This window comes from Algoriphagus alkaliphilus, from assembly GCF_900103735.1.
GTDB classification, from domain to species: domain Bacteria; phylum Bacteroidota; class Bacteroidia; order Cytophagales; family Cyclobacteriaceae; genus Algoriphagus; species Algoriphagus alkaliphilus.
In genome coordinates this window covers 272,393-292,119 of record NZ_FMXE01000002.1, presented here as the reverse complement: position 1 = coordinate 292,119, position 19,727 = coordinate 272,393, and the positions used below count along the sequence as shown (strand labels likewise).

The window sequence follows — 19,727 nt, the reverse complement described above, 5'->3', positions numbered from 1 at the left end:
AATTTGTAAATGCAAAACGATATATTATTCAAAGGAGCCCGATGGTATAAATGTGATTTGCATTTACATACTACTTCAAGCTTATGTTTTCTGGATAAAACCGTAACTGCTAAACAGTGGGTAGATAGAGCCATCGAACAAGGCTTAGATTGTGTAGCAGTTACAGACCACAACTCATCATTAGGAATTTCATCAATTCAAGATGCTGCCCGTGGAACGAAATTGGTGGTTTTTCCAGGAGTTGAAATAACTTGTGATACATCAAAAATACACCTCCTAATTCTATTTGACCCATCAAAAGGTGAAGAAGATGTGAAAAGCTTTTTGAGTAAATGTGATATTGAATATACCCAATACGGTCAACAAGATGCAACAACAACTAAATCCGTTTTTGAAATTGCTGATATAGCTACTGCTAGAAGCGGTGCTTTGATTATACCTGCTCACATTGACGAATATGCAGGACTAAATACATTAAGCGCCCAAAATTTAGAAAAATTCTATTCGCGAGACGATATAAACGCCGTACAAGTTGTTCATAAAGAATTTTTGGACACTTCGCTCCAAACTTCGGGAAATACAGATCTAAAGTCCTTTTTAAACAACTATTATAATAATCCTAATCCTCAAATTGATGATTCATTCTTAAAGGCGTGGTTTACTCCAGTGAAATATGCTTTAGAAAATCAATTAGCAATTCTAACATTCTCTGATAATCCACATGAGCCAAAAAACCCAAAACACGGTCTTTGGGGTATTGGAAGACGTTTTACTTGGATAAAAATGGATGAATGCCCTTCTTTGGAAGGGTTAAGGCAAGCATTTCTTTTACCTGATTATCGTATCAAGAATGATTTTGACTCAAATGATACTCCATATACAAAGCCAAATCTTTGGATTAAATCAATTTCTATATTAAATACTACTATTACAGAGGAAAAAATACCTCTAATAATTGATTTTAATCCACAGCTAAATACTTTAATAGGAGGCAGAGGTAGTGGAAAATCGAGTATTTTAAGATTTATTCGTGGAGTATTTAATAAGACGAGCGATTTAAATGAATTAAAAGAAATTCTTGAAGATCATAATGAATTTTACAAGAAAGTATCTGGTAGGCAAAAAAAAGGTGTCTTAACAGATGAATCTATAATTGAAATTGAGTTCATAAGAAATGAAATTCCTCATAAGATAATTGCTTCCAATATTACTGATTCAAAAGCTCAAACAATCAATATTCAGAAAAGAAATGAGGAAGGGATTTGGGAAGATATAAAAGATGAGGGATATATAGATTTTTTTGAATTTGAACACTATTCTCAGAAGCAGATTTATGAAATTGCACAAGAGCCTAATGCATTAAGAGAACGAATTGATAGAGCTATTGAAGGGCTTGAGAAAATAAAAATAGATAGAGAACATATAAAAAAATTATTTTTAGAAAAATCTGCAGCAATTAGAACGGCAGATGTAGTAATAGCAGGAAAAGGTAAAATTGAAACACGGATTAAGGATCTAGAAGCAAACATAAAAAAACTTCAGCAAAGTGGAATTGCCAGTTTATTAAAAGCAAAAGAAACATATACAAATCAAGACCACTTGATAAACGCATTTCGCTCTGAAATCGAGGATAGGAAAAATCAAATAGATCAATTAGCACAAAATATTAAAATTGAAGATTTCGATACTACAATTTTTAGTCAAACGCATGAGGTAGAATTGAAGTCCGCCTCTAAAATTGTAATAGTAGAATTTGAAAATATAAAAAAATCGTTAGAAAAGTTAAAAGAAGAAGTAGTTCAAATTAAATCTGGTTTTGAGAAATCAATTAATACATCTCAATGGAAAAAAGATTTGACAAGGACCTCAGAAGAATTTTTCCAAAAACGAGAAGAACTTGAAAAAGATGGTATCGATTCAATTTCAAGTTTTGAAAGATTTTCAATGGAAAAATCAGAGCTAGAAATAGAACTTGAAAATATAATTGCTAAAAATGAGACACGAAAATTAGATAAAAAAGAAAGAGAAAGACTGCGAGATGAATATCTCCGCTTAAGTAAGGAAATTACAGATCTAAGACAAAAATTTGTTAAAGGGGTTTTGGTTGGTGACAAAGTAAAAGTTAATATCAAGCCATTCAGAAATAAAGTGGACTTTGAGGCTCGATTAAGAACAATTTTGCAAAGAGAAAACACCTCATTTCAATCTGATGTAGATGCTCTAGTGGAGCTTTGTTTCAATGGGAATGTAGAAAATAAAATAAAGGATTTAAGAAGTATTTTTTTAAAGATAAAAGAGAATAAAGATGTCGGTTCTATCGTTTCAGGATTTTTTGTAAATCTAGTTAGAACGTTGAATGATGCTCAAATTGACGAAATAGAATTGATGTTGCCCGAAGATGAGATCGAGATTCAATATAAACCAACCGCCACTTCTACCTTTAGGTCATTATCAACTGCATCTGCGGGACAAAAAACAACCGCAATCTTAACCTTCATTTTGTCATACGGAAGGTTACCTCTAATTCTTGATCAACCTGAAGATGACTTGGATAACAGATTGGTTTATGAGTTGATCGTAGATAGACTTAAGCAAGCAAAAGAAAGAAGACAATTAATTGTGGTAACTCACAATGCGAATGTTCCTGTAAATGGTGATGCTGAATTTATTGTTTCTATGGATACAGAAAGCAATACGTTAAAAGTCTTGCATTCAGGAACCGTTGAACAAGCGGCAATTAAGAAAGAAATATGTGATGTTATGGAAGGTGGTGAAACTGCCTTTGAAATGAGATCAAAAAGATATAAGTCTAATTGAAAAATTTTAATTAGATTATTTTCAATTCAAAAACAGTAGGAATGCTATTTCTGATTTCAATGTATCGTTTATCCTGCTGAATGATCTCTTTGACCTGATTTTCCATGAGTTGGTAGTATAATTTTTCTAAGTGCATTCCTTCCAGTTCAATCATATTTTCTGAGAAAGTCAGCTTGATCCGTTGTATGGTCGGGTCATATTCCGCTGAAAGCATTCGACTGTAGTTAAAAAAGCTCCGTCTTTGTTTCAGATCCACAAAACTGATATATAGCGAAAATTCCCCTTTCTGGTAATAGCGGATCGCCTCAAATTTGGCTTTTTCCTCTTCTTTGGGATCAGTGGATTGGCCTTCTGATCTGCCAAACATGCTGTCAAAGAAATCATCGCTCTGGCTCATAAAATAGGTCGTCTAGTTGTTTTTCTTTTTGGCTGTTTCGCTCCGGAGTTTGTGACTTATCCTTAATCTTTTCGGCTGATCGCTCAATTGCATGATCCTCGGAAATCCCATTTTCCTTTGCAAGCTCTAGAGCCGATTTCCGATCACCCATGGTACTTGCATGCTCAAGCAGCTCTTCTTTGTCATCCGTATAGATATGGGCCGCTTTTCTACCACGAGATGCGGAAACATAAAACTGTTTGGCATCGGTGGCAGGAAAGGTAGAAGCTGGTTGGGAGATGAACACCTCATCCACTGTTTTGCCCTGTGAGGCATGAGAGGTGACTACATACCCATGTTTGATATGCCCAAAATCTTTGTTTACTGTATATTTTTGTTGGCTCTTCGGGTTGATTAGAACGAGTTTGTTATCTCTGGTAATTTGATCCACTTTCAGGAAATCACCATTATTCATTCGGTGTTTGAATTGATCCTGGGCATTTTTGGTAATGACCACTTGATCCCCTTTTGAAAGAAAAATGGGCTTGCTATCGAAGAGATCAAAATAATCAGCTTTCTGATAGGGTACAGCTGCTTTTTCACCGCTGTGATTTTTCAGAAAGGGTATTCCATCCTTTGTTTCTTCTACTGACCAAAGAGTTCCTTTGCGGAACTGGTCGATATTCTGGCTAAACTGTACAAATTGACCTTTCCGAAAATTTCGATGATCTTTTTTCTGGCTCTCTGTTAAATTGGTGTTTTCAAGCCTGGTCAATTTCTTTTCCCGCTTGGCAATTAATTTTTTACGTTGGAGCTCTTTTCGAATATCAGTTGTTACCTTTTCGCCTTGAGCATGGGTCGGTGAAATGACCAATGCTGATCTTTTGTTTTTGATAGCCTGAACATAGTCATTCACCAAAGCCTTGTTTGGTTTTAGAGGATCAATTTCTTTAATGAAGCCTAATTGATCCAAGCGGTTGAAGCCGGATCGGATGGCACCATTTGCTAAATCTTGTACTGCTTCTCGATAGTAAACATTCTCTTGCCGCTTTATTTGGCTTACCTCTGAGGTTTCAATCCCCCCAACAGTATTTAATATCCGTAACGCATCGCCCCTCAATACACTTGCATGCTGACGTGTGTCTCCCATCAACACCAGACGGGCATTTTGTTCACGTGTGACCCTTAATAGGCTGACCATATCCTTTGTCCCCAAAAGTCCGGCTTCATCCACCCAAAGGACTTGGTTTTTGATTTCCTGTTTCATTTTGGGGTCATTCAAGAACTTGGCAACGGTTTCCGCTTTTTGGAACCCATCTTCCCGTAACACTCCACGAGACGCTTGAGCGGTCGGAGCAATGAGAGTTACCTGTTTACCTTTTGCCTCAATCTTGTTCACCGCTTCTTTGAGCAAAAAGGTCTTTCCTGATCCCGCCACACCCCGAATAATGGATACTCGGTTCGTATTGGTCAAAATATCCTCCACAGCAGCCTTTTGCTTGCCCTTGAGGCCCTTGATCTCTGGTGGGGAGGTGTATAGCGGCGAAGAATTCCCAAGCCCTTCCTTGGCCAAATAAACCATTTCTCGTTCTTCTTCGATCACGAAATGGGTTGTGATCATGTCTCGGCCAGCCTCTTTGAGATGAATCAGACTTTTCTTCTCCTGAAGAGTTGTATTGATGTCCTCGATGGTGGTGCGATTGTCCCCAATCGCATGACGGTAACTTTCCGCCAAAATACGGGAGGTTGGCATCACGGATGCCCGTTCAAAGCCATGGTTAATGGCATGATTAACGCTGATTTCAGCTGTTAATCGATGTTCTTTCTCCTTCAACTTATCAGGATCCGTATGACGGATTTGTGGGTTGATCTCCATGCCTGGCTCTGATGCCATTTCACTTTCCTTGATTTGGGTGCGCCAGTTGTCCCTTAGTTCTGCCATGGACATACCTGAAGCTTTTTTGCCTCGGGTCATGGCTCCAAGCTTATCTAGCTCCTTCGCATCGGTAATGCCTTTTTCCTGCGCAATCTGTCCGATCTCATTTGTGCGCTTGGAAAACTGATCAATGGCGTGTTGTGGTACACCCACAATCTCAAAAGATGATTTGGTACGTCTGATCTCATACCCTGCATCAATCAATTTATCGGACAGCACTTTATGAAACCGTGCTTGATAAAACGGCATATCCCGCTTTATATCGCCAAACTGCCCTGCTTTATATTCCTTTTCAACATGATCCCAAGTAGCATTGAACACAAAGCAATGGGCATGAAGGTGAGGGTCAGGCGCATGATTTTCTGTTGGACGTGCTGTTTGGTGAATAAACTCCGTCCAGACGAGTTCGCCTGTTTGTCGATCATCCATCTTTCCAAACTTACGGACACGAGTACTGGAAGACTTTTCTATTTCAGTCATGGTCTCTCTTACACTCGACTGAAAAATATCCATGACATGACTGTCTTTGGAAAAAGCATGGATAATCGAAACCGACTTCGGACAATGAAAATTAATGTCATAGCCAATGCGCCTGTTCTCATAGGTCCGCATGGTCAGTGGATCTTGGGTGATCGGGTTTTTATTTTCGCATAGTGCAAAAAACTGATCTTTCGATGCTTCTTGTGAAAGGCCTAAACGGTTGGCAAGTTTGCCATGAAAACTGCCTTTGAGTTCCTGATCGTTGATGTAATAATCCGCCTTTGCCAAACTCTCCGAAAAGTAGGATTTGGCAGCTTCGGAAGATGAAGATAAAATCATGCGGATCATGACGCTGAGTGTAGTTAATTTTTGCTTGTAAGTGCGTCAAAATTGGAGATGGTATTTGCTGAATAAGAAACTCTAATCAGTATCAATTATCATCCATTTTTTGAGCTTTATCGCTTCTTCTTTTCAAAGGCATTACATGCGTTTTATTCTGTATTTAGCGAGGTAAATCCTGATCAATCATCCAAGCACTGCAAAATTTTTATCAAAACGCATTTATGATCATTCACCGATATTTGGCCTGTGGAAAGTGCGTTCCCAAATCGTCACTCGAAAACACACCCTCCCAAGCCAAACTTAACCATCAGACATCTCCCCTAATACATGCCCCCCACCCCAAAATCCTAATTCACTCGCAGTGCCCCCGGGGGTCGTTCCCTAATTTTTCTGCAGTGCTCTTGAGGCAGGAGGCTTTTTTGATTTACATCTTATTGAAGTAGTTCAAGCTGGGGTTGCCCTCGTCATCAAAGGCATTCTTTTTCAGCCAATCCCAGTCTACAGGCTGACCTGATTTATCCTTCAAATCACCCGTTGAGGATGTTGCCAGCTTCGCTACTGCTTGTTGCATCTTTTTGCCAACAGGTCGCCTACCGTTAATCTTAAACCCTTTGGTTTCGGAGGTAGGTCGATTATCGACAAAGTACCGCTCAAACTGCTCGGCTTCAATCAAACGGTCAATCCAATCCATGATCATATGATCGCCTTGATTGTAAGAAATCTGATTAGCCAGCATATAGCACAAAGCACACAGGATAATCCAAATACCGATGAAGATGAATTGGAAGGTGACGAGAAGAATGCCGATAAGGAAATAGAATCCTGGCTCTACCCAGATATCTATCAATCGAGGGGTGAGCTTGCCAAATCGGCTTAAGACAAGTTTGTGGAACCATTCCTGATGTTCCCCATCAAAGAGACTATGCTTGGCAAAGTCAAAGACGGACGGCTCATGCCTGATTTCTAAATACCGCAACACACACATGGTGGTGAATCCTGCCAAGTATAGGTACCAGCTCATATTTGCGCCGATCATTTGCCACATGCTAAATGGGTATCTGTCTGTCGTTGGGAAGATCATCGGCACAATCGCCAGAATGATGATCCCAAAGACGCTTATAAACGGGCTGAAATACCGTTCTCCGAAGCTCTTTCTCGAAAAGACCTCCAGGGCCATTTTCGGGATTGAGAGGATATTGTAAATCAGCTTTAAAACAGCGACTTCAATTGGCAATTGACGCTGCATTTTTACAGAAGAATAATAAGTGATATTCATGGTTTCTATGATTTTAAAGTGAATAAAGATTTGAGATAAAGTGAACTGAAGGTTAGACAGACCAATCCTAATCACCTCCATGAGAGAGGTGTGACATGGACATACTTTTCCACGGTCAGGCAAAATGGCTTGTCTGAATAGTGTTTAGTTCAAGACAGGGCGTAACGATCCTGTGGCCTTCTCGTGCGCAATTAGGCAGGTCAGGAAGTTCAACGCTTGTACTGTTGATTATTGGGGATAGTCTCTATGAAGGCGTGAACTTCTGATCAAAAGTCAGCTTCATGTAGTTATTTCCATCAAACAAAGGATCGCCCTGGCGGTGGATTATCCCTTCCACCATGTAGGCATTGTTTGGCGATCCCGTCTTGAGTGGGATAAAATCTTCTGGCCGGAAGACTTTCTCAAGCTCTATGGATTTGTTCTGAGAGAAATTGGGGGATTCTTTGGAAAGACCAGTGGTCTCCGTGAATTTCTCAATATAGGCTTCACCCACGAGGTTTGAAGCATATTGATTGGTTTCGATGTCTGCATTGGCATGGAAGATCTTGGTACCCATGGTGCCTAAGAAGCTTTTAACCCGTGCAGAACCATTATCGCTTTCCATCATTGCATAGTAGTTCGGCAGGTTTTGCGTAATGTACACAGTCGAAATACAAGAGGATCGAGCGGTTGCCTGATACACAGGGTCATGCTCATGAATGAAGTTTTGGGCTTCATCCGCCCATAAGAAAACGGGACGGGGGTTTTCCTTGATATTCCGCTTCTCCATAGCTCTTTGCCAGATATATTTGAAGAGGATTTGGCAATCACGTCCCACTTTATGGAGGGATTTGACAGGCAGGTTCAACAGGATGATTTTACCCTTCAAGCTATCCTCTGGGGTCACATTGTAGTTCCCTTTGCAGAACAGAGAGAAAATCGGCTCACGTAGTAAACGGAACAGGAACCCTGTGAATGAGAATTCAATGATGCTGCGGGTTTTTTCATTGAGTGTGCGGAATGACTCCATGAAAAACTGCCAGAGATGGTGAAATGTGCGGATATGAGGAAACTCACTTTTTAAGAAATCCGATAAATCCTGATTACCCCTGAGCGTATCCAGATTATCACGGTTGCCCTCCATATACGCATCCACCTTTTCTTTAAATCGTCGATGGGCTTCCACCATGGCTTTTTCAAAAGGCGTAGGTTGTTTGGAAGGGGTATATTTCCGTTCCTTGAACTCTTGGGTATGGGGCGTTTGAGCACGTCTTTTTTCCTCTTGCTCCATCCACTTTTTACGATCCTCCAGATAAAAGGCATCCCATTCTTTTTGAGAGGCCATGGCAGGTTTCTTTGCGTTGGGGAGGGATTGAACAATGTCGTGAAGAAGCTGGACAGTTACTTTGTCATAGGCCATCAAGCACAGATCAATGACGTTGAATATCAGCATATCCAAAGCCTGTTGCCAGAAAGGATCGTCTTTTGAAACACCTCGGTCTTTGATCTTGGAGGACTCAATAACGACCTTTAAAACTTCAGCGACGTTTTCGGTAAAAGCATTGCCTGTGCCGTTTTGGGAGGATTCGTAGGCCAGGAAGTCAAACCAGTATTTACCGCCTGGTTCAATGATAATGAGGTCATCAAGCCGACCTGCTTTTGTGCAATAGTCTATCCACAGGTCTTTCTCGTCAGGCTTTGCAGTCATGACAAGACCGCCAAAGCCAAGTTTGAGATAGTTGAGGGCTAGAAAGCGGCCTGAACCAGATGTTTTTCCAGAGCCGATGCCACCGACAATTTGAATGCCTTCAACAGCGTGGCGAATAGTAAAGGCACTTTGGCCTTCTGGTGTGGGGAAGTGGAATACGGGAATATCCAAGAAGGATTTGCCGTGAGCTTGGGTGTTCATGGTTTGAGAGCATTGATAGTGAACAAGTTGAGCGTGCGTACTTTTTATAGAGGCGAAAAATGAGCTCAGATGTTCACTTTTCTCTCTAACCGGAGGCGATAAATGGCTTACTCAATAAGCCACAATGGTGTTCGTCGTTTAGGGACTTTTCCAAGAAGGGTACTCTGATTAAAGGATACCAAGACTAAAAGCGGTTTGGTCAACGCTGCCTGAATGATGTGTAAGGGATGTCGGCGTAATTCCCCAAGGTGAAGGCATAGCGAATGCAAGAGACATTATTGTGCATTCGAACACTGATTTTATAATTATAAAACTTATTCAATAAACTTCAAAGCCACATCTGAATAAATTTAATTTATTTTTTTTCGTATCAATCTTTCCAACTTTTTTCAAGAAAGTCCGTTGCGGGATGTATTTTCAAAAGAGGTTTTATCGATCTAATTCAGGGCCATCATAATCTCTTTCTTTTGATGGACCGCCAATAATATCTTTTCCATTATCATTGAATTGATCTTTTGTAGGATCAACATCTTCTTTTGATGGATCTTTTGTAATGTCTTTTTCATTGTCATCAAATTGATCTTTTAAGGGATCAACGCCTTCCATCCATTCGGGCAGTTTGTTCTCATAGAACTCATTCATTCGATCATCTAAACGGCCATGACGTAACCCATCAAAATAAGCCCCATCTGCCTTGATTGAATCAAGCTCTTTGACCAAATCAGGTTCATACTGTTTTATAAAACTAAAAGCATTATAGCCTCTGGCGTATTTTTCTTCTTCTTCCTTACTCAGTGCTGAAAAACCCATAACCTTGTGATTTAATGATTACGATTAGAATGTATCCTTGGCGTTTTTTTCTAAAAACTCTTTGATTGAGTCATTATCGTAAAGGATGATCCTTTTCTCTGGTTGAGTAAAACGAATGCGTCCTTCATCCCGCCATTTCTGCAAAGTGGTTTTACTCGTAATACCGAGCTTGCGCATAGCTTGATCGGTTGTAATCCATTTATCTTCCTTAATGCCATGCGTCTCTTTGATCCGCTTGACCACCGTATCAATCAGGGCATAGAAAGCCTCTTCATGCAGACATATGACATTCATGGAATAGATGATTAATTAAGAAAACTCTGGGGAAAACCTTTACTGAAATTTACACGAAGAAGAACCAAATAAGATCCAGAATGTGTACGAGCTTCGCCTTTTTTCATTTAAATGGCACCAGGAAAAATCTCTTTGTTGTACCTATGTTGTACCCATGATTTTAAAAAGAAAGAGCTTCCCTTTTGAGGAAGCTCTAAATCGCTGATTATCAGCTGTACCAGGAGCGGGAATCGAACCCGCACGGGATTGCTCCCACAAGATTTTAAGTCTTGCGTGTCTACCTATTCCACCATCCCGGCTTACTCTACTTGTTGAGTAGAGCACTCAGTCCCATTTGAAATTCCAAATGTCCTGAAATGACAAAGCCCTTTTTCAAGGGCTTTTTTGAGCGGGAGACGAGATTCGAACTCGCGACCCCGACCTTGGCAAGGTCGTGCTCTACCAGCTGAGCTACTCTCGCTTTTGTCATTACTCAAATCTTTTTTTGAGCGATTGTGGATGCAAAGGTAAGCCCACAAAATAATTTTACAAGTCAGTATGGCGGATTTTTTTTTTAATGGCTTTAAAATCCGCGTTGAACCTTGATTTACAGTCTCTTCAAAAATTGTAGGAGGCCAAAATCTTTATCATCTCTCCGACATTCTTTGCTCCAAGCTTTCGAAGTATATTCTTTCGGTGGGTTGCAACTGTATTTATGGAAATATTCAAAATCTTACTTATTTCCTTTGATTCTTTTCCTTCCAAAATCAAATCCACTATTTCCCGCTCTTTTGAAGTCAATTTGACCGCTTTAATCACAGGTGAGTTTTTACTGACAAATATCCTAGTTCCATCGGCCTTGGAATACGTATAACTCCAATCGTAATTTTTGGATTTTGGAGGAGTAAAAAGCTGAACAATGATATGCAAATCCATAATGAAATTGCCGCATTCATCGATCACATAGGGTCTAACCTTCGATGTCATCCATATTACATCTTGGGTAGTTCTATGGACCCAGCGGGTGGTGTAAGAAAACTCAAAGGTATGTCGCTCGGGAATAGAAAGTCCATGAAATGCATCAAAAACAATTTTTTGGAATCGGAAAAGTTCTGGGCGATCATCCGGATGAATCATCGTAAAGGAAGTCTCCATGCCTTTGTTTCGAAACATTGACTCAGGATATCCAGTAAGCTTTTCCACATTTCCCGTAAAAAAAGCAAGATTCAGATTTCGGTAATCGAAACATGCAATAACCAGACTTTCCTGCATCCCAATAGTCTTACTAAGGGTAGCCAGTTCGTCCTTGAGTTTTGGCTCATCTATTTCACCCTTAAATTCCTGATTCTTCCATTCCTTAAAGAATTTGGTATACTTATCCTGCTTTTTCAGGTTTTTGAGTAATACCTTATCCATCTTAAATAAGAGTGTGTGTTAGTTTAAATCTGATGAGAATATACGATTCCGAACAAATTATTCCAATTTCTTTTTTATTTCGTGCAATTTCAAAAGTGCTTCAATCGGTGAGATTGCGTTGATATCAATCTGATCTAAAAGCTGTTTTGCCTCTGTAAACTTTGGATCCATTTCAAACAAACTTAGCTGAAAATTATTCTTGGGCATGGATTTAAAATGTTCTTTTTTCTCTTTTAGCTCCTTATCTTTTTCCAAATGTCCCATGATCTCAGCCGCCCGTAGGACAATAGGATTAGGCATTCCCGCCATTTGTGCGACATGAATTCCAAAACTATGTTCGCTTCCTCCTTCTTTCAACTTTCTCATAAAAATAACCTTATTACCTACCTCTTTGACCGAAACGTTGAAGTTTTTAATTCGGGGAAAATCTCCCGAAAGTTGATTCAGTTCGTGATAATGGGTTGCAAACAAGGTTTTTGCCTTGAACGTTGGGTGATTGTGCAAAAATTCCACAATCGACCATGCGATTGAAATCCCGTCGTAGGTTGAAGTACCCCGACCAATCTCATCCATCAGCACCAAGCTCCTATCGGAAAGATTGTTGAGAATGCTGGCGGTCTCGGTCATTTCTACCATGAAGGTAGATTCTCCTTTGGATAGGTTGTCTGATGCGCCAACACGAGTAAAGACCTTATCTATAATTCCTATGCGGGCAAATGAAGACGGCACAAAACTTCCCATTTGTGCCATTAGTACAATGAGGGCCGTTTGGCGAAGCAAGGCAGATTTACCCGCCATATTCGGCCCGGTGATGATCATGATCTGCTGACTGTCATGATCAAGGTAAATATCATTGGGAATGTAATTTTCCCCCGGAGGAAGTTGCTTTTCAATAACAGGGTGTCGGCCGTCCTTGATTTCAAGCGTCTCAGTATCTGAAATCTTAGGTCTGGAGTAGCCGTTGGAAAGTGCCACTTGGGCAAAAGAAATCAAAGCATCTAAGGTCCCAAGAATCCTTGCGTTCTGTTGAATCTGAGTGACAAACTGTGCCGCCTCCTGGACAAGGGCGGTAAAATAGCGTTGCTCAATACCCTGCATCCGATCTTCTGCATGAAGAATTTTTTCCTCGTATTCTTTAAGTTCGGGCGTGATGTAGCGCTCCGCATTGACCAAGGTCTGCTTGCGGATCCACTCCTGGGGTACCTTATCTCGATGTGCATGCGTCACTTCGAGATAATAGCCGAAGACTTTGTTATAGGAAATTTTCAAGGAGGAAATCCCGGTATTTTGGACCTCACGCTGCTGGATTTTTACAAGAAAATCCTTTCCGGTATTGGCCAGCCCTCTATATTCGTCCAATTCAGAATCTACGCCGTCTTTGATCACCCCACCTTGGTGGACAAGCATCGGCGCATCCTCTTTGAGTTCCCGATCGATTTTGTCCAGCAAAAACTCGCATGGGTGAATCTGATCGGAAAGCCGTTTTAGCGTAGGGTTTTTCTGCGTTTTCAGCATTTCCTTGATCGGAAGTGTGGATTTAAGTGCGCGTTTGATTTGATTCATTTCGCGGGGATTTGCCCTACCCACCACCACTTTGGAAATCAGCCGTTCCAAATCGCCGATTAGCCTAAGCGGAGCAAGAATTTCATCAATCAAGGCCGAGTTTTGGTAGAAAAAATCCACCACATTCAAGCGCTCTTCGATGGCTTGTTTTTCTTTCAGAGGAAGTACCATCCACTTTTTCATCATTCTGGAACCCATCGGGGTGACAGTCTGATCCAAAATATTGATCAAGGGAACGCCTCCCTCATGCTGTGGAAAAACCAACTCCAGGTTGCGGATCGTGAATTTGTCCAGCCAAACATATTTCTCTTCCGCTATTCTGGAAATCGCGGAGATATGTTGGACTTCCCGGTGCTCCGTTTCTTCCAAATAATACAAAATGGCACCGGCAGCTATGATTCCAGACTCCAATTCTTCGATCCCAAATCCTTTCAAATTGGCCGTTCCAAAATGGTTTTTCAGCTTTTCATAGGTGAAATCGTACTGGAAAACCCAATCCTCACAATGAAAAGTGATGAATTCGTTCTTGATGATCTCTGCGGCAGTCTTCTTTGCTGCTTTTGAATAAATGATCTCTGATGGTGCAAAACTCTGGATCAACTTTTCCAAATAAGAAGAGTTGCCCTGAGCGCACATAAATTCCCCTGTAGAAACGTCCAAAAAGGCTATTCCGTGCTTTTCCTTGCCAAAATGGATAGAGGCGAGGTAGTTGTTTTTTCGTGTATCGAGAACTTGGTCATTGTAGGAAAGTCCGGGCGTAACCAACTCGGTCACACCGCGCTTGACTATTCCCTTGACCGACTTGGGATCTTCAAGTTGATCGCAGATAGCGACTCGATTTCCTGCACGAACAAGCTTTGGGAGATAGTTGTCCAAAGAATGATGTGGAAAACCCGCCAACTCGATATGGGATGCTGCGCCATTTGCACGCTTGGTCAGCACAATGTCCAAAATCTTACTGGCAACCACGGCATCTTCACCAAAGGTTTCATAGAAATCCCCCACTCGAAAGAGCAACAAGGCACCCGGGTGTTTGGCCTTGATGGCATTGTATTGCTTCATCAGGGGAGTTTCTTGTCCGTCTTTGGATTTGCTCATGGGGATAAAATGGGAATTGTAGTACTTTTGAACTTGTAATAAGGCCTGAAAATAGCCGTTTCGGATAGCAGAACAAAAAAGATGAAGAAATTAAGCATGGAGGAACTGGATCGGCTTTCGATTCAAGAATATAAGCAGACCGAAAAGTCACCAATCGTTTTGGTACTGGACAACGTCCGGAGTTTGAATAACGTAGGATCCGCCTTTCGTACAGCAGATGCGTTTCGGATAGCCAAAATTTTCCTTTGCGGTATCACCGGCACTCCACCCCATCGAGACATCCAAAAAACAGCTTTAGGCGCGACTGAATCTGTGGATTGGGAATATTGCCTGAATACTATGGAAGCTGTGGAAAAGCTACAAAAATCAGATTACCAACTTTGTGCTTTGGAGCAGGTAGAAAACTCCATCAAGCTCAATGATTTTTCCCCTGAAAAAGGGAAAAAATATGCCTTAATATTCGGAAATGAAGTTTTTGGGGTAGAGGAAGATGTATTAAAAGCCTGCGATCAAGTGCTGGAAATCCCTCAACTGGGAACTAAGCACTCCCTGAATATTTCGGTGTCCTTAGGAATAGCTGTTTGGGATATGATGGTGAAGCTGGAGCAGTTCTGAATTGGGATTGCCACAGATGCACAGATGATGAATCAATAAATTTCAAAGTCGAAAAATCTGTGCGTCTGGGGCAATTTAGCGAAGCTAAAAAGCCAAATTTGAAAAAACCAAATCTAGCAATTCAACGAAAATCAGGTTAAAAAAACCCTTGTGTTTAATGCATTATTCTTTTGGATCCAGGCGTTTTTCACTCCTTCAAGAATCGATACCTGATCCCAAATGAACCTCGAAAAACATCTCCATCTCCAATAAACTGTGCCGCTTCGATATGAAAACCAAAATCCTTTCGCTCGAATGGATAAATATTAAGTCCGACGGGAATTACTAATCCCTCAAAACTTTGAATGCGCCCTCCAATTCCTCCATAGAAGTCGATTCGATCATTTTTGTAAAAAATGTGATTGATCACTAATTCCAAAGAAACATTATCCACAAAATTGTCCGTTCCCACTCGGAATTCCGGGAGCCATTTTTCTCCCAATTGCTTATTTACTCCCAAAAAAGGCAGATTACTTTGGTGATAGGAAACAGTCCACTGTGCAAAGGCAGCAGTTGAAATCAAGCCAAAAGAGGCTAAAAGAATTACTTTTTTCATCGTATAAAATTTATTTGTTTAAAATAATTAAAAACCAAGTTCCTTGAGCTTCACATGAGTCTTGATCAGATTGGAGCTTGCTTTGGCCACAAACTTTCCGGATTCTTTTCGAATTACGGCTTCCCAATGATTCAGATTTGAACCGGAACGAATCAATTTCGCTGTAACTTCCAGTTTTTCACCAATTTGTGCAGCAGATAAAAAATCTACATTCAAATTAATACTGGTCATCAGGTACTCAGATCCTGCCACGAAATTTCCCATACCGATCACATCATCCAGCATCAGCGAAGCTATTCCACCATGAAGAATTTTGCCGGGATTACACATCTCTGGACGAACAATGTAGGACACTTTGATATGGTGTAAGTCTATTTCCAATAAGGTTCCGCTTAGCCAGTTCCCTGCCGCAGAAGGTGTTTTGTCCAGCTTTTTTCCAATCTGTGTTTTAAAAAATTCCAGTCCGGGATTTGTGGGTTGATCCATTTTTAGTTGGTTTAATTCAGAAGCCTAAAATAGTCTTCTACAACTGACTTTACCGCCTCTTTTTCCATTTCATTGGACCAAATTGGAAATGTTTTGCCGTCCAGGATTAGCTCAAACTCTGCATTCGCCTGAATTAGAGGCTTTAACTTTTGGATCAGGCCAAAATGTTCATCATTGTTTCCATTTGAGAAATCAAAAACCAGGACATCCTTGTCTGTTTTTGCACTGAGCCGAATAGGCCAATCTGCATTTTTCAATTCAAAGTAGATGTAGGCATCATCTTTCACCGGATTTAAAAGTATCACCAAATCCAAGGAGGGTTGCGCATCGGACTGTAGCCTTTTCCCATGACGAAATAACGTCATACCTGCATCACGGCGAACTTGCCGATCATAATGAATGGCTCTTACATTCATAAAATACAGGCGGTTGGAATCATTTACTCGATAGGATTTATCCTCTCCGGTATTGTTTGCTCGATAGCTATTAAAAAATGAAAGAATCAAAACAAGACCCAAGGACAAAAAAATGAAGATTTTCAGAAGTTTGACTACTTCAGGCGTAAGTACTTGATCGCTTTGGGCCATGAGTTGTTTTGGAGAGATCAATCTAAAAACCCCTAAAAGAGCATGAAGGTTTTGTTGGAAATCTTTTCAGGTTTTATCTCACATAGGAACCTGCGTTCATATCAATTGAAGTGCCTGTTGCATGATCTGCCAATCCGGAACAAAGCAAAGTCACCATCGGAGCGATATCCTCAGGAAGAGTTAATTCCTTCAATGCAATATCCTTGAGTGCAAAGTCTTCCCCATATTCCGCCAAAATTCCATTTGCCATATCAGTTCGGGTAAATCCGGGAGCAATGAGAAACGCCTTGATTCCTAATTTTCCGTAGTGTCTTGCAATGGATCGAGTGAGGCTTACCAATGCTCCTTTTGAAGCCGCATAGGCCAAATAATCCGGTGTATCTCCCCGAAAAGCCGCACGTGAGGAGATCATGACGACACGACCATTTTCCTGAACTTTGGCTTGATCGACAAATTCTTTCGTCAGAATGCCTACTGCTGTGGCGTTGACGGCCATTACTCTTTCCCAAATCTGAAGCCATTCCCCTGTGGGTAAGGTGTCCGCTGCTGCGGGTGAAATTCCTGCATTATTAACCAAGGCAGTCAAGGGGCCATATTTTTCTACCATTCTTGGAATAAACCCTACAACTTCTGCTGACCTGGAAAGGTCACAAGCTTCTATATGTGCCGGGTTTTTTAACTGATTTTGGAGACTTTCCGCCTCGGATTTATTTGAATTGTAATGAATGATGACCTCGGCCCCTGACTCTGAAAGTTGGCGGGCGATGGCACGTCCTATACCTCTAGACGCTCCTGTGACTAGGATTCGTTGATTTTTAAGTGATATATTCATAAGTAAAGGTTACCATTTTTCTCTCATCACCAGATGCTGAATATGCGCGAGATGATGCTGAGAATGCCAAGAATAAAGGAGCGTTATTTCCTCCAAATCTTGATTTCTTTTCTTTTCAGGATGAAAATAGGTCCTCTTGAATTCTTCGTGTTTCATCGAATCCAACAAAATTCCCCATTTGAGATGGATTGCTTTAATGATGGACAAGGAGGATTCAATTGGCAATGCAGCATCCGTCAGATTAGCCCAAAGGGCCTCATCATAGGGCTTCACTGTGGGGTTCTCTTCAGTCAAAGCCAATTTGTATCGGATGAAGGCATTCATATGGCTATCGGCGCAATGATGGACCAGCTGACGAACAGTCCAGCCTCCGGGACGATAGGCGGTATCCAACTGAGGAGTTGAAAGCGGACTGACTGCCGTGAATAAATTTGCAGGGAACAATTTGATTTGGAAAATGGCCTCCCGAATGGTTTCTGAAGTTATTGATTCAGGGATTTTAAACCTACCAATCGGGTATTTAAGAAACTCAATATCTGTACTCATAGGAATATTATTGACCACCGGCTGCGATGGTAACCAAATCTACATGTTTTGCACCGTTGGCCAAAAGGACATTGGAACAGGCACACAATGTAGCTCCAGTCGTGATCACATCGTCTACCAGCAAAATTCGCATTCCTGAAATATTTTCACCCTGTCTCAAGCCAAATACTTCATCCACGTTCTCAAGCCTTTCCAGCCTGGATTTTTTGGTTTGTGTTTCGGTAAATTTTCTTCGCTCCAGCAGATTTTCTACAGCAAGATCCAAAGGCTTGGCAAGACCTAATGCGAATTTTTCACTTTGATTAAATCCACGCCTTTTTTGCTTCATCGGATGCAAAGGCACTGGAACAATCACGTCCCATTCCTTCAAATAGCCATTTTGTGATAAAAGTAAGCCATACAATCGCCCCATTTCCTCACCTATTTCCGGTTTATTCTTGTATTTAAGTTGATGGAGAAGTTTTTGGCTTTTCCCTTTTTTGGAAAATCTCAAGTAGGCCATAACTCGATTTACTTTAGTAAGGCCACGGATTTTTGACGTCAATTCATTGTCATAAGGCCTCAGGTGAAAATTTGCTACTGGTAAACTTCCCTGACAGATCGTGCATAGACACTGCTCAAAATCAAAAAGGGCCCGTCCGCATTGGGGACAGTTTCGTGGGAAAATGAGGTCCAAAAAATCTTTCCAAAAAATCAAACGCATGGCTAAAAAGTTCTGTTGTTACATCTTAGGCTGGAATATGCAGTATATTTACCCTTTAGACTTATATTAATCCTTAAGTTAATGAATCTGATAGAAGAATTCAATGCTTATCGAGCCGCGATGAATGAAAAAATCATGGCCGAGGACAACAAGGTCATCAAGCGTTTTTTTAACCTTGATACCAACACCTACGCTGCCGGTGAACTGGATGTAAGAACCAAAGAAATGATTGGCTTGGCATGCTCCATGGTTTTAAGATGTGACGATTGCATTAAGTATCACTTGGGCAAAAGCTATGAAGCAGGATTGAAAAAAGAAGAAATCTTTGAAGTCTTTTCTATTGCCTTGGTCATTGGAGGATCTATTGTAGTCCCACACCTCAGAAGAGCGGTTGAATACTGGGAAGAGCTTATAAATCAATAATTTAGCTATGTTTAAACGTGATCTTGATCTAGAAAAAAGATGGTCCAAGCTGTTGGACGGACTAAAAGATACGATCGGGAAAAAACCAAACGACTTGAATGGCGTACTGTTTCTGATAGGTGTTCAGGAATTAGGAAAGGGAACCAAAACATTCTCAAAAGAGCAAAAGCAGGATTTGATCCACATTGCTGTTTGCAAGGTTCTGAGTTACGCCGGATTTTACGAACTGGATTTCGTAGATCAAGACGGTTGGCCACATTGGAAGTTAATCAAAGAATTACCTCATTTTGATTTATTGGAGCAGGAAAAGCTGCTAAAAATTCAAGTAATGGAATATTTTGAAAAAGAGTATCAAATTGAAATTTGAATGAATTTGAAGCTATCGAAAGTGTTACCTACCTCGGATATTTATGAACCTTAGGTGATTCTCCCGAAGAAAAATCGGGAAAAGCAGCCTGCCTGACAACAGTCAGGTCTGATCTCTTAAATCAAATTATAGACAGATGAATCGAGCATGTTGCAAGCGACACACAAAGAGATACCCCGATAGCTATCTGGGAATACATGCGAGATTCCTCCCGATAGCTATCAGGATAACCGCTAAAAAACAATTATAAACAGATGAAATGCCCATGATCCCGTAGGTACGGGATCACACAGGGGAA

At 40.8% G+C, this 19,727-nt stretch carries 18 protein-coding genes and 2 tRNA genes; 4 read left to right on the top strand and 16 right to left on the bottom strand.

Annotated elements, in window-relative coordinates; all coding sequences use genetic code 11:
• Positions 1-9: 9 nt before the first annotated feature.
• On the top strand, positions 10-2,817 hold the full coding sequence (locus BLQ81_RS01320) for a TrlF family AAA-like ATPase (protein WP_092728143.1): 2,808 nt from the start codon (positions 10-12) through the stop codon (positions 2,815-2,817).
• A gap of 10 nt (positions 2,818-2,827) precedes the next feature.
• Here the strand turns inward: BLQ81_RS01320 and BLQ81_RS01315 are convergent, their stop codons facing one another.
• The 10 genes from BLQ81_RS01315 to mutS form a co-directional block, all read right to left on the bottom strand.
• Positions 2,828-3,214, bottom strand: coding sequence for a hypothetical protein (locus tag BLQ81_RS01315; RefSeq protein WP_139183540.1), 387 nt, complete (start codon positions 3,212-3,214; stop codon positions 2,828-2,830).
• Positions 3,198-5,957 carry a MobF family relaxase gene (gene mobF / locus BLQ81_RS01310; RefSeq protein ID WP_092728141.1) on the bottom strand — a complete coding sequence of 920 codons (2,760 nt, stop codon included), beginning with the start codon at positions 5,955-5,957 and terminating at the stop codon, positions 3,198-3,200. Before mobF ends, BLQ81_RS01315 begins: the two co-directional genes overlap by 17 nt.
• Before the next feature lie 418 nt (positions 5,958-6,375).
• Positions 6,376-7,227, bottom strand: coding sequence for a hypothetical protein (locus BLQ81_RS01305; RefSeq protein ID WP_092728140.1), 852 nt, complete (start codon positions 7,225-7,227; stop codon positions 6,376-6,378).
• Between the two features lie 244 nt (positions 7,228-7,471).
• Positions 7,472-9,115, bottom strand: coding sequence for a type IV secretory system conjugative DNA transfer family protein (locus BLQ81_RS01300; RefSeq protein WP_092728139.1), 1,644 nt, complete (start codon positions 9,113-9,115; stop codon positions 7,472-7,474).
• A 429-nt stretch (positions 9,116-9,544) separates the two neighbouring features.
• Positions 9,545-9,925: a hypothetical protein gene (locus BLQ81_RS01295; RefSeq protein ID WP_092728138.1), complete on the bottom strand. Its 381-nt coding sequence runs from the start codon at positions 9,923-9,925 to the stop codon at positions 9,545-9,547.
• A gap of 24 nt (positions 9,926-9,949) precedes the next feature.
• Positions 9,950-10,219, bottom strand: coding sequence for a helix-turn-helix domain-containing protein (locus tag BLQ81_RS01290; protein ID WP_092728137.1), 270 nt, complete (start codon positions 10,217-10,219; stop codon positions 9,950-9,952).
• 215 nt (positions 10,220-10,434) lie between these two features.
• A tRNA-Leu gene (locus tag BLQ81_RS01285) sits at positions 10,435-10,518 on the bottom strand.
• Between the two features lie 88 nt (positions 10,519-10,606).
• Positions 10,607-10,679: transfer RNA gene (locus tag BLQ81_RS01280), tRNA-Gly, on the bottom strand.
• 137 nt (positions 10,680-10,816) lie between these two features.
• Positions 10,817-11,614, bottom strand: a complete 798-nt coding sequence (locus BLQ81_RS01275; protein WP_092728136.1) for a LuxR C-terminal-related transcriptional regulator — start codon at positions 11,612-11,614, stop codon at positions 10,817-10,819.
• A gap of 57 nt (positions 11,615-11,671) precedes the next feature.
• A complete protein-coding gene (mutS, locus tag BLQ81_RS01270; RefSeq protein WP_092728135.1) occupies positions 11,672-14,275 on the bottom strand; it encodes a DNA mismatch repair protein MutS in 2,604 nt (867 codons plus the stop codon).
• Between the two features lie 81 nt (positions 14,276-14,356).
• Here mutS and BLQ81_RS01265 point away from each other — a divergent pair, with 81 nt between their 5' ends.
• On the top strand, positions 14,357-14,890 hold the full coding sequence (locus BLQ81_RS01265; protein WP_092728134.1) for an RNA methyltransferase: 534 nt from the start codon (positions 14,357-14,359) through the stop codon (positions 14,888-14,890).
• Positions 14,891-15,077: 187 nt separating this feature from the next.
• Here BLQ81_RS01265 and BLQ81_RS01260 read toward each other — a convergent pair whose 3' ends face one another.
• The 6 genes from BLQ81_RS01260 to BLQ81_RS01235 form a co-directional block, all read right to left on the bottom strand.
• Positions 15,078-15,485: a hypothetical protein gene (locus BLQ81_RS01260; protein ID WP_092728133.1), complete on the bottom strand. Its 408-nt coding sequence runs from the start codon at positions 15,483-15,485 to the stop codon at positions 15,078-15,080.
• Positions 15,486-15,512: 27 nt separating this feature from the next.
• The gene (locus BLQ81_RS01255; protein WP_092728132.1) at positions 15,513-15,971 is read right to left on the bottom strand and encodes a PaaI family thioesterase; all 459 of its coding nucleotides are present in this window, start codon (positions 15,969-15,971) and stop codon (positions 15,513-15,515) included.
• 11 nt (positions 15,972-15,982) lie between these two features.
• Complete coding sequence (locus BLQ81_RS01250) at positions 15,983-16,558, bottom strand: hypothetical protein (RefSeq protein ID WP_092728131.1); 576 nt, start codon at positions 16,556-16,558, stop codon at positions 15,983-15,985.
• A gap of 73 nt (positions 16,559-16,631) precedes the next feature.
• Positions 16,632-17,390 (bottom strand): SDR family NAD(P)-dependent oxidoreductase, encoded by a 759-nt coding sequence (locus tag BLQ81_RS01245; RefSeq protein WP_092728130.1) that lies wholly within the window; start codon positions 17,388-17,390, stop codon positions 16,632-16,634.
• A 9-nt stretch (positions 17,391-17,399) separates the two neighbouring features.
• The gene (locus BLQ81_RS01240) at positions 17,400-17,936 is read right to left on the bottom strand and encodes a YfiT family bacillithiol transferase (protein WP_092728129.1); all 537 of its coding nucleotides are present in this window, start codon (positions 17,934-17,936) and stop codon (positions 17,400-17,402) included.
• Positions 17,937-17,943: 7 nt separating this feature from the next.
• The gene (locus BLQ81_RS01235; RefSeq protein WP_317042009.1) at positions 17,944-18,438 is read right to left on the bottom strand and encodes a ComF family protein; all 495 of its coding nucleotides are present in this window, start codon (positions 18,436-18,438) and stop codon (positions 17,944-17,946) included.
• 282 nt (positions 18,439-18,720) lie between these two features.
• Between BLQ81_RS01235 and BLQ81_RS01230 the strand changes: the two genes are divergently transcribed.
• Both BLQ81_RS01230 and BLQ81_RS01225 read left to right on the top strand, forming a co-directional pair.
• Positions 18,721-19,062, top strand: a complete 342-nt coding sequence (locus BLQ81_RS01230) for a carboxymuconolactone decarboxylase family protein (protein WP_092728127.1) — start codon at positions 18,721-18,723, stop codon at positions 19,060-19,062.
• A 7-nt stretch (positions 19,063-19,069) separates the two neighbouring features.
• On the top strand, positions 19,070-19,429 hold the full coding sequence (locus BLQ81_RS01225; RefSeq protein WP_092728126.1) for a hypothetical protein: 360 nt from the start codon (positions 19,070-19,072) through the stop codon (positions 19,427-19,429).
• The last annotated feature ends 298 nt before the right edge of the window (positions 19,430-19,727 follow it).

Coding starts and splice junctions, on each gene's coding strand:
- BLQ81_RS01300 (WP_092728139.1), bottom strand. CDS start 9,115: ATGAACACCCAAGCTCACGGCAAATCCTTCTTGGATATTCCCGTATTC.
- BLQ81_RS01255 (WP_092728132.1), bottom strand. CDS start 15,971: ATGGATCAACCCACAAATCCCGGACTGGAATTTTTTAAAACACAGATT.
- BLQ81_RS01240 (WP_092728129.1), bottom strand. CDS start 17,936: ATGAGTACAGATATTGAGTTTCTTAAATACCCGATTGGTAGGTTTAAA.
- BLQ81_RS01315 (WP_139183540.1), bottom strand. CDS start 3,214: ATGAGCCAGAGCGATGATTTCTTTGACAGCATGTTTGGCAGATCAGAA.
- BLQ81_RS01275 (WP_092728136.1), bottom strand. CDS start 11,614: ATGGATAAGGTATTACTCAAAAACCTGAAAAAGCAGGATAAGTATACC.
- BLQ81_RS01290 (WP_092728137.1), bottom strand. CDS start 10,219: ATGAATGTCATATGTCTGCATGAAGAGGCTTTCTATGCCCTGATTGAT.
- BLQ81_RS01265 (WP_092728134.1), top strand. CDS start 14,357: ATGAAGAAATTAAGCATGGAGGAACTGGATCGGCTTTCGATTCAAGAA.
- BLQ81_RS01305 (WP_092728140.1), bottom strand. CDS start 7,227: ATGAATATCACTTATTATTCTTCTGTAAAAATGCAGCGTCAATTGCCA.
- BLQ81_RS01225 (WP_092728126.1), top strand. CDS start 19,070: ATGTTTAAACGTGATCTTGATCTAGAAAAAAGATGGTCCAAGCTGTTG.
- BLQ81_RS01295 (WP_092728138.1), bottom strand. CDS start 9,925: ATGGGTTTTTCAGCACTGAGTAAGGAAGAAGAAGAAAAATACGCCAGA.
- mutS (WP_092728135.1), bottom strand. CDS start 14,275: ATGAGCAAATCCAAAGACGGACAAGAAACTCCCCTGATGAAGCAATAC.
- mobF (WP_092728141.1), bottom strand. CDS start 5,957: ATGATCCGCATGATTTTATCTTCATCTTCCGAAGCTGCCAAATCCTAC.
- BLQ81_RS01260 (WP_092728133.1), bottom strand. CDS start 15,485: ATGAAAAAAGTAATTCTTTTAGCCTCTTTTGGCTTGATTTCAACTGCT.
- BLQ81_RS01245 (WP_092728130.1), bottom strand. CDS start 17,390: ATGAATATATCACTTAAAAATCAACGAATCCTAGTCACAGGAGCGTCT.
- BLQ81_RS01320 (WP_092728143.1), top strand. CDS start 10: ATGCAAAACGATATATTATTCAAAGGAGCCCGATGGTATAAATGTGAT.
- BLQ81_RS01230 (WP_092728127.1), top strand. CDS start 18,721: ATGAATCTGATAGAAGAATTCAATGCTTATCGAGCCGCGATGAATGAA.
- BLQ81_RS01250 (WP_092728131.1), bottom strand. CDS start 16,558: ATGGCCCAAAGCGATCAAGTACTTACGCCTGAAGTAGTCAAACTTCTG.
- BLQ81_RS01235 (WP_317042009.1), bottom strand. CDS start 18,438: ATGGCCTACTTGAGATTTTCCAAAAAAGGGAAAAGCCAAAAACTTCTC.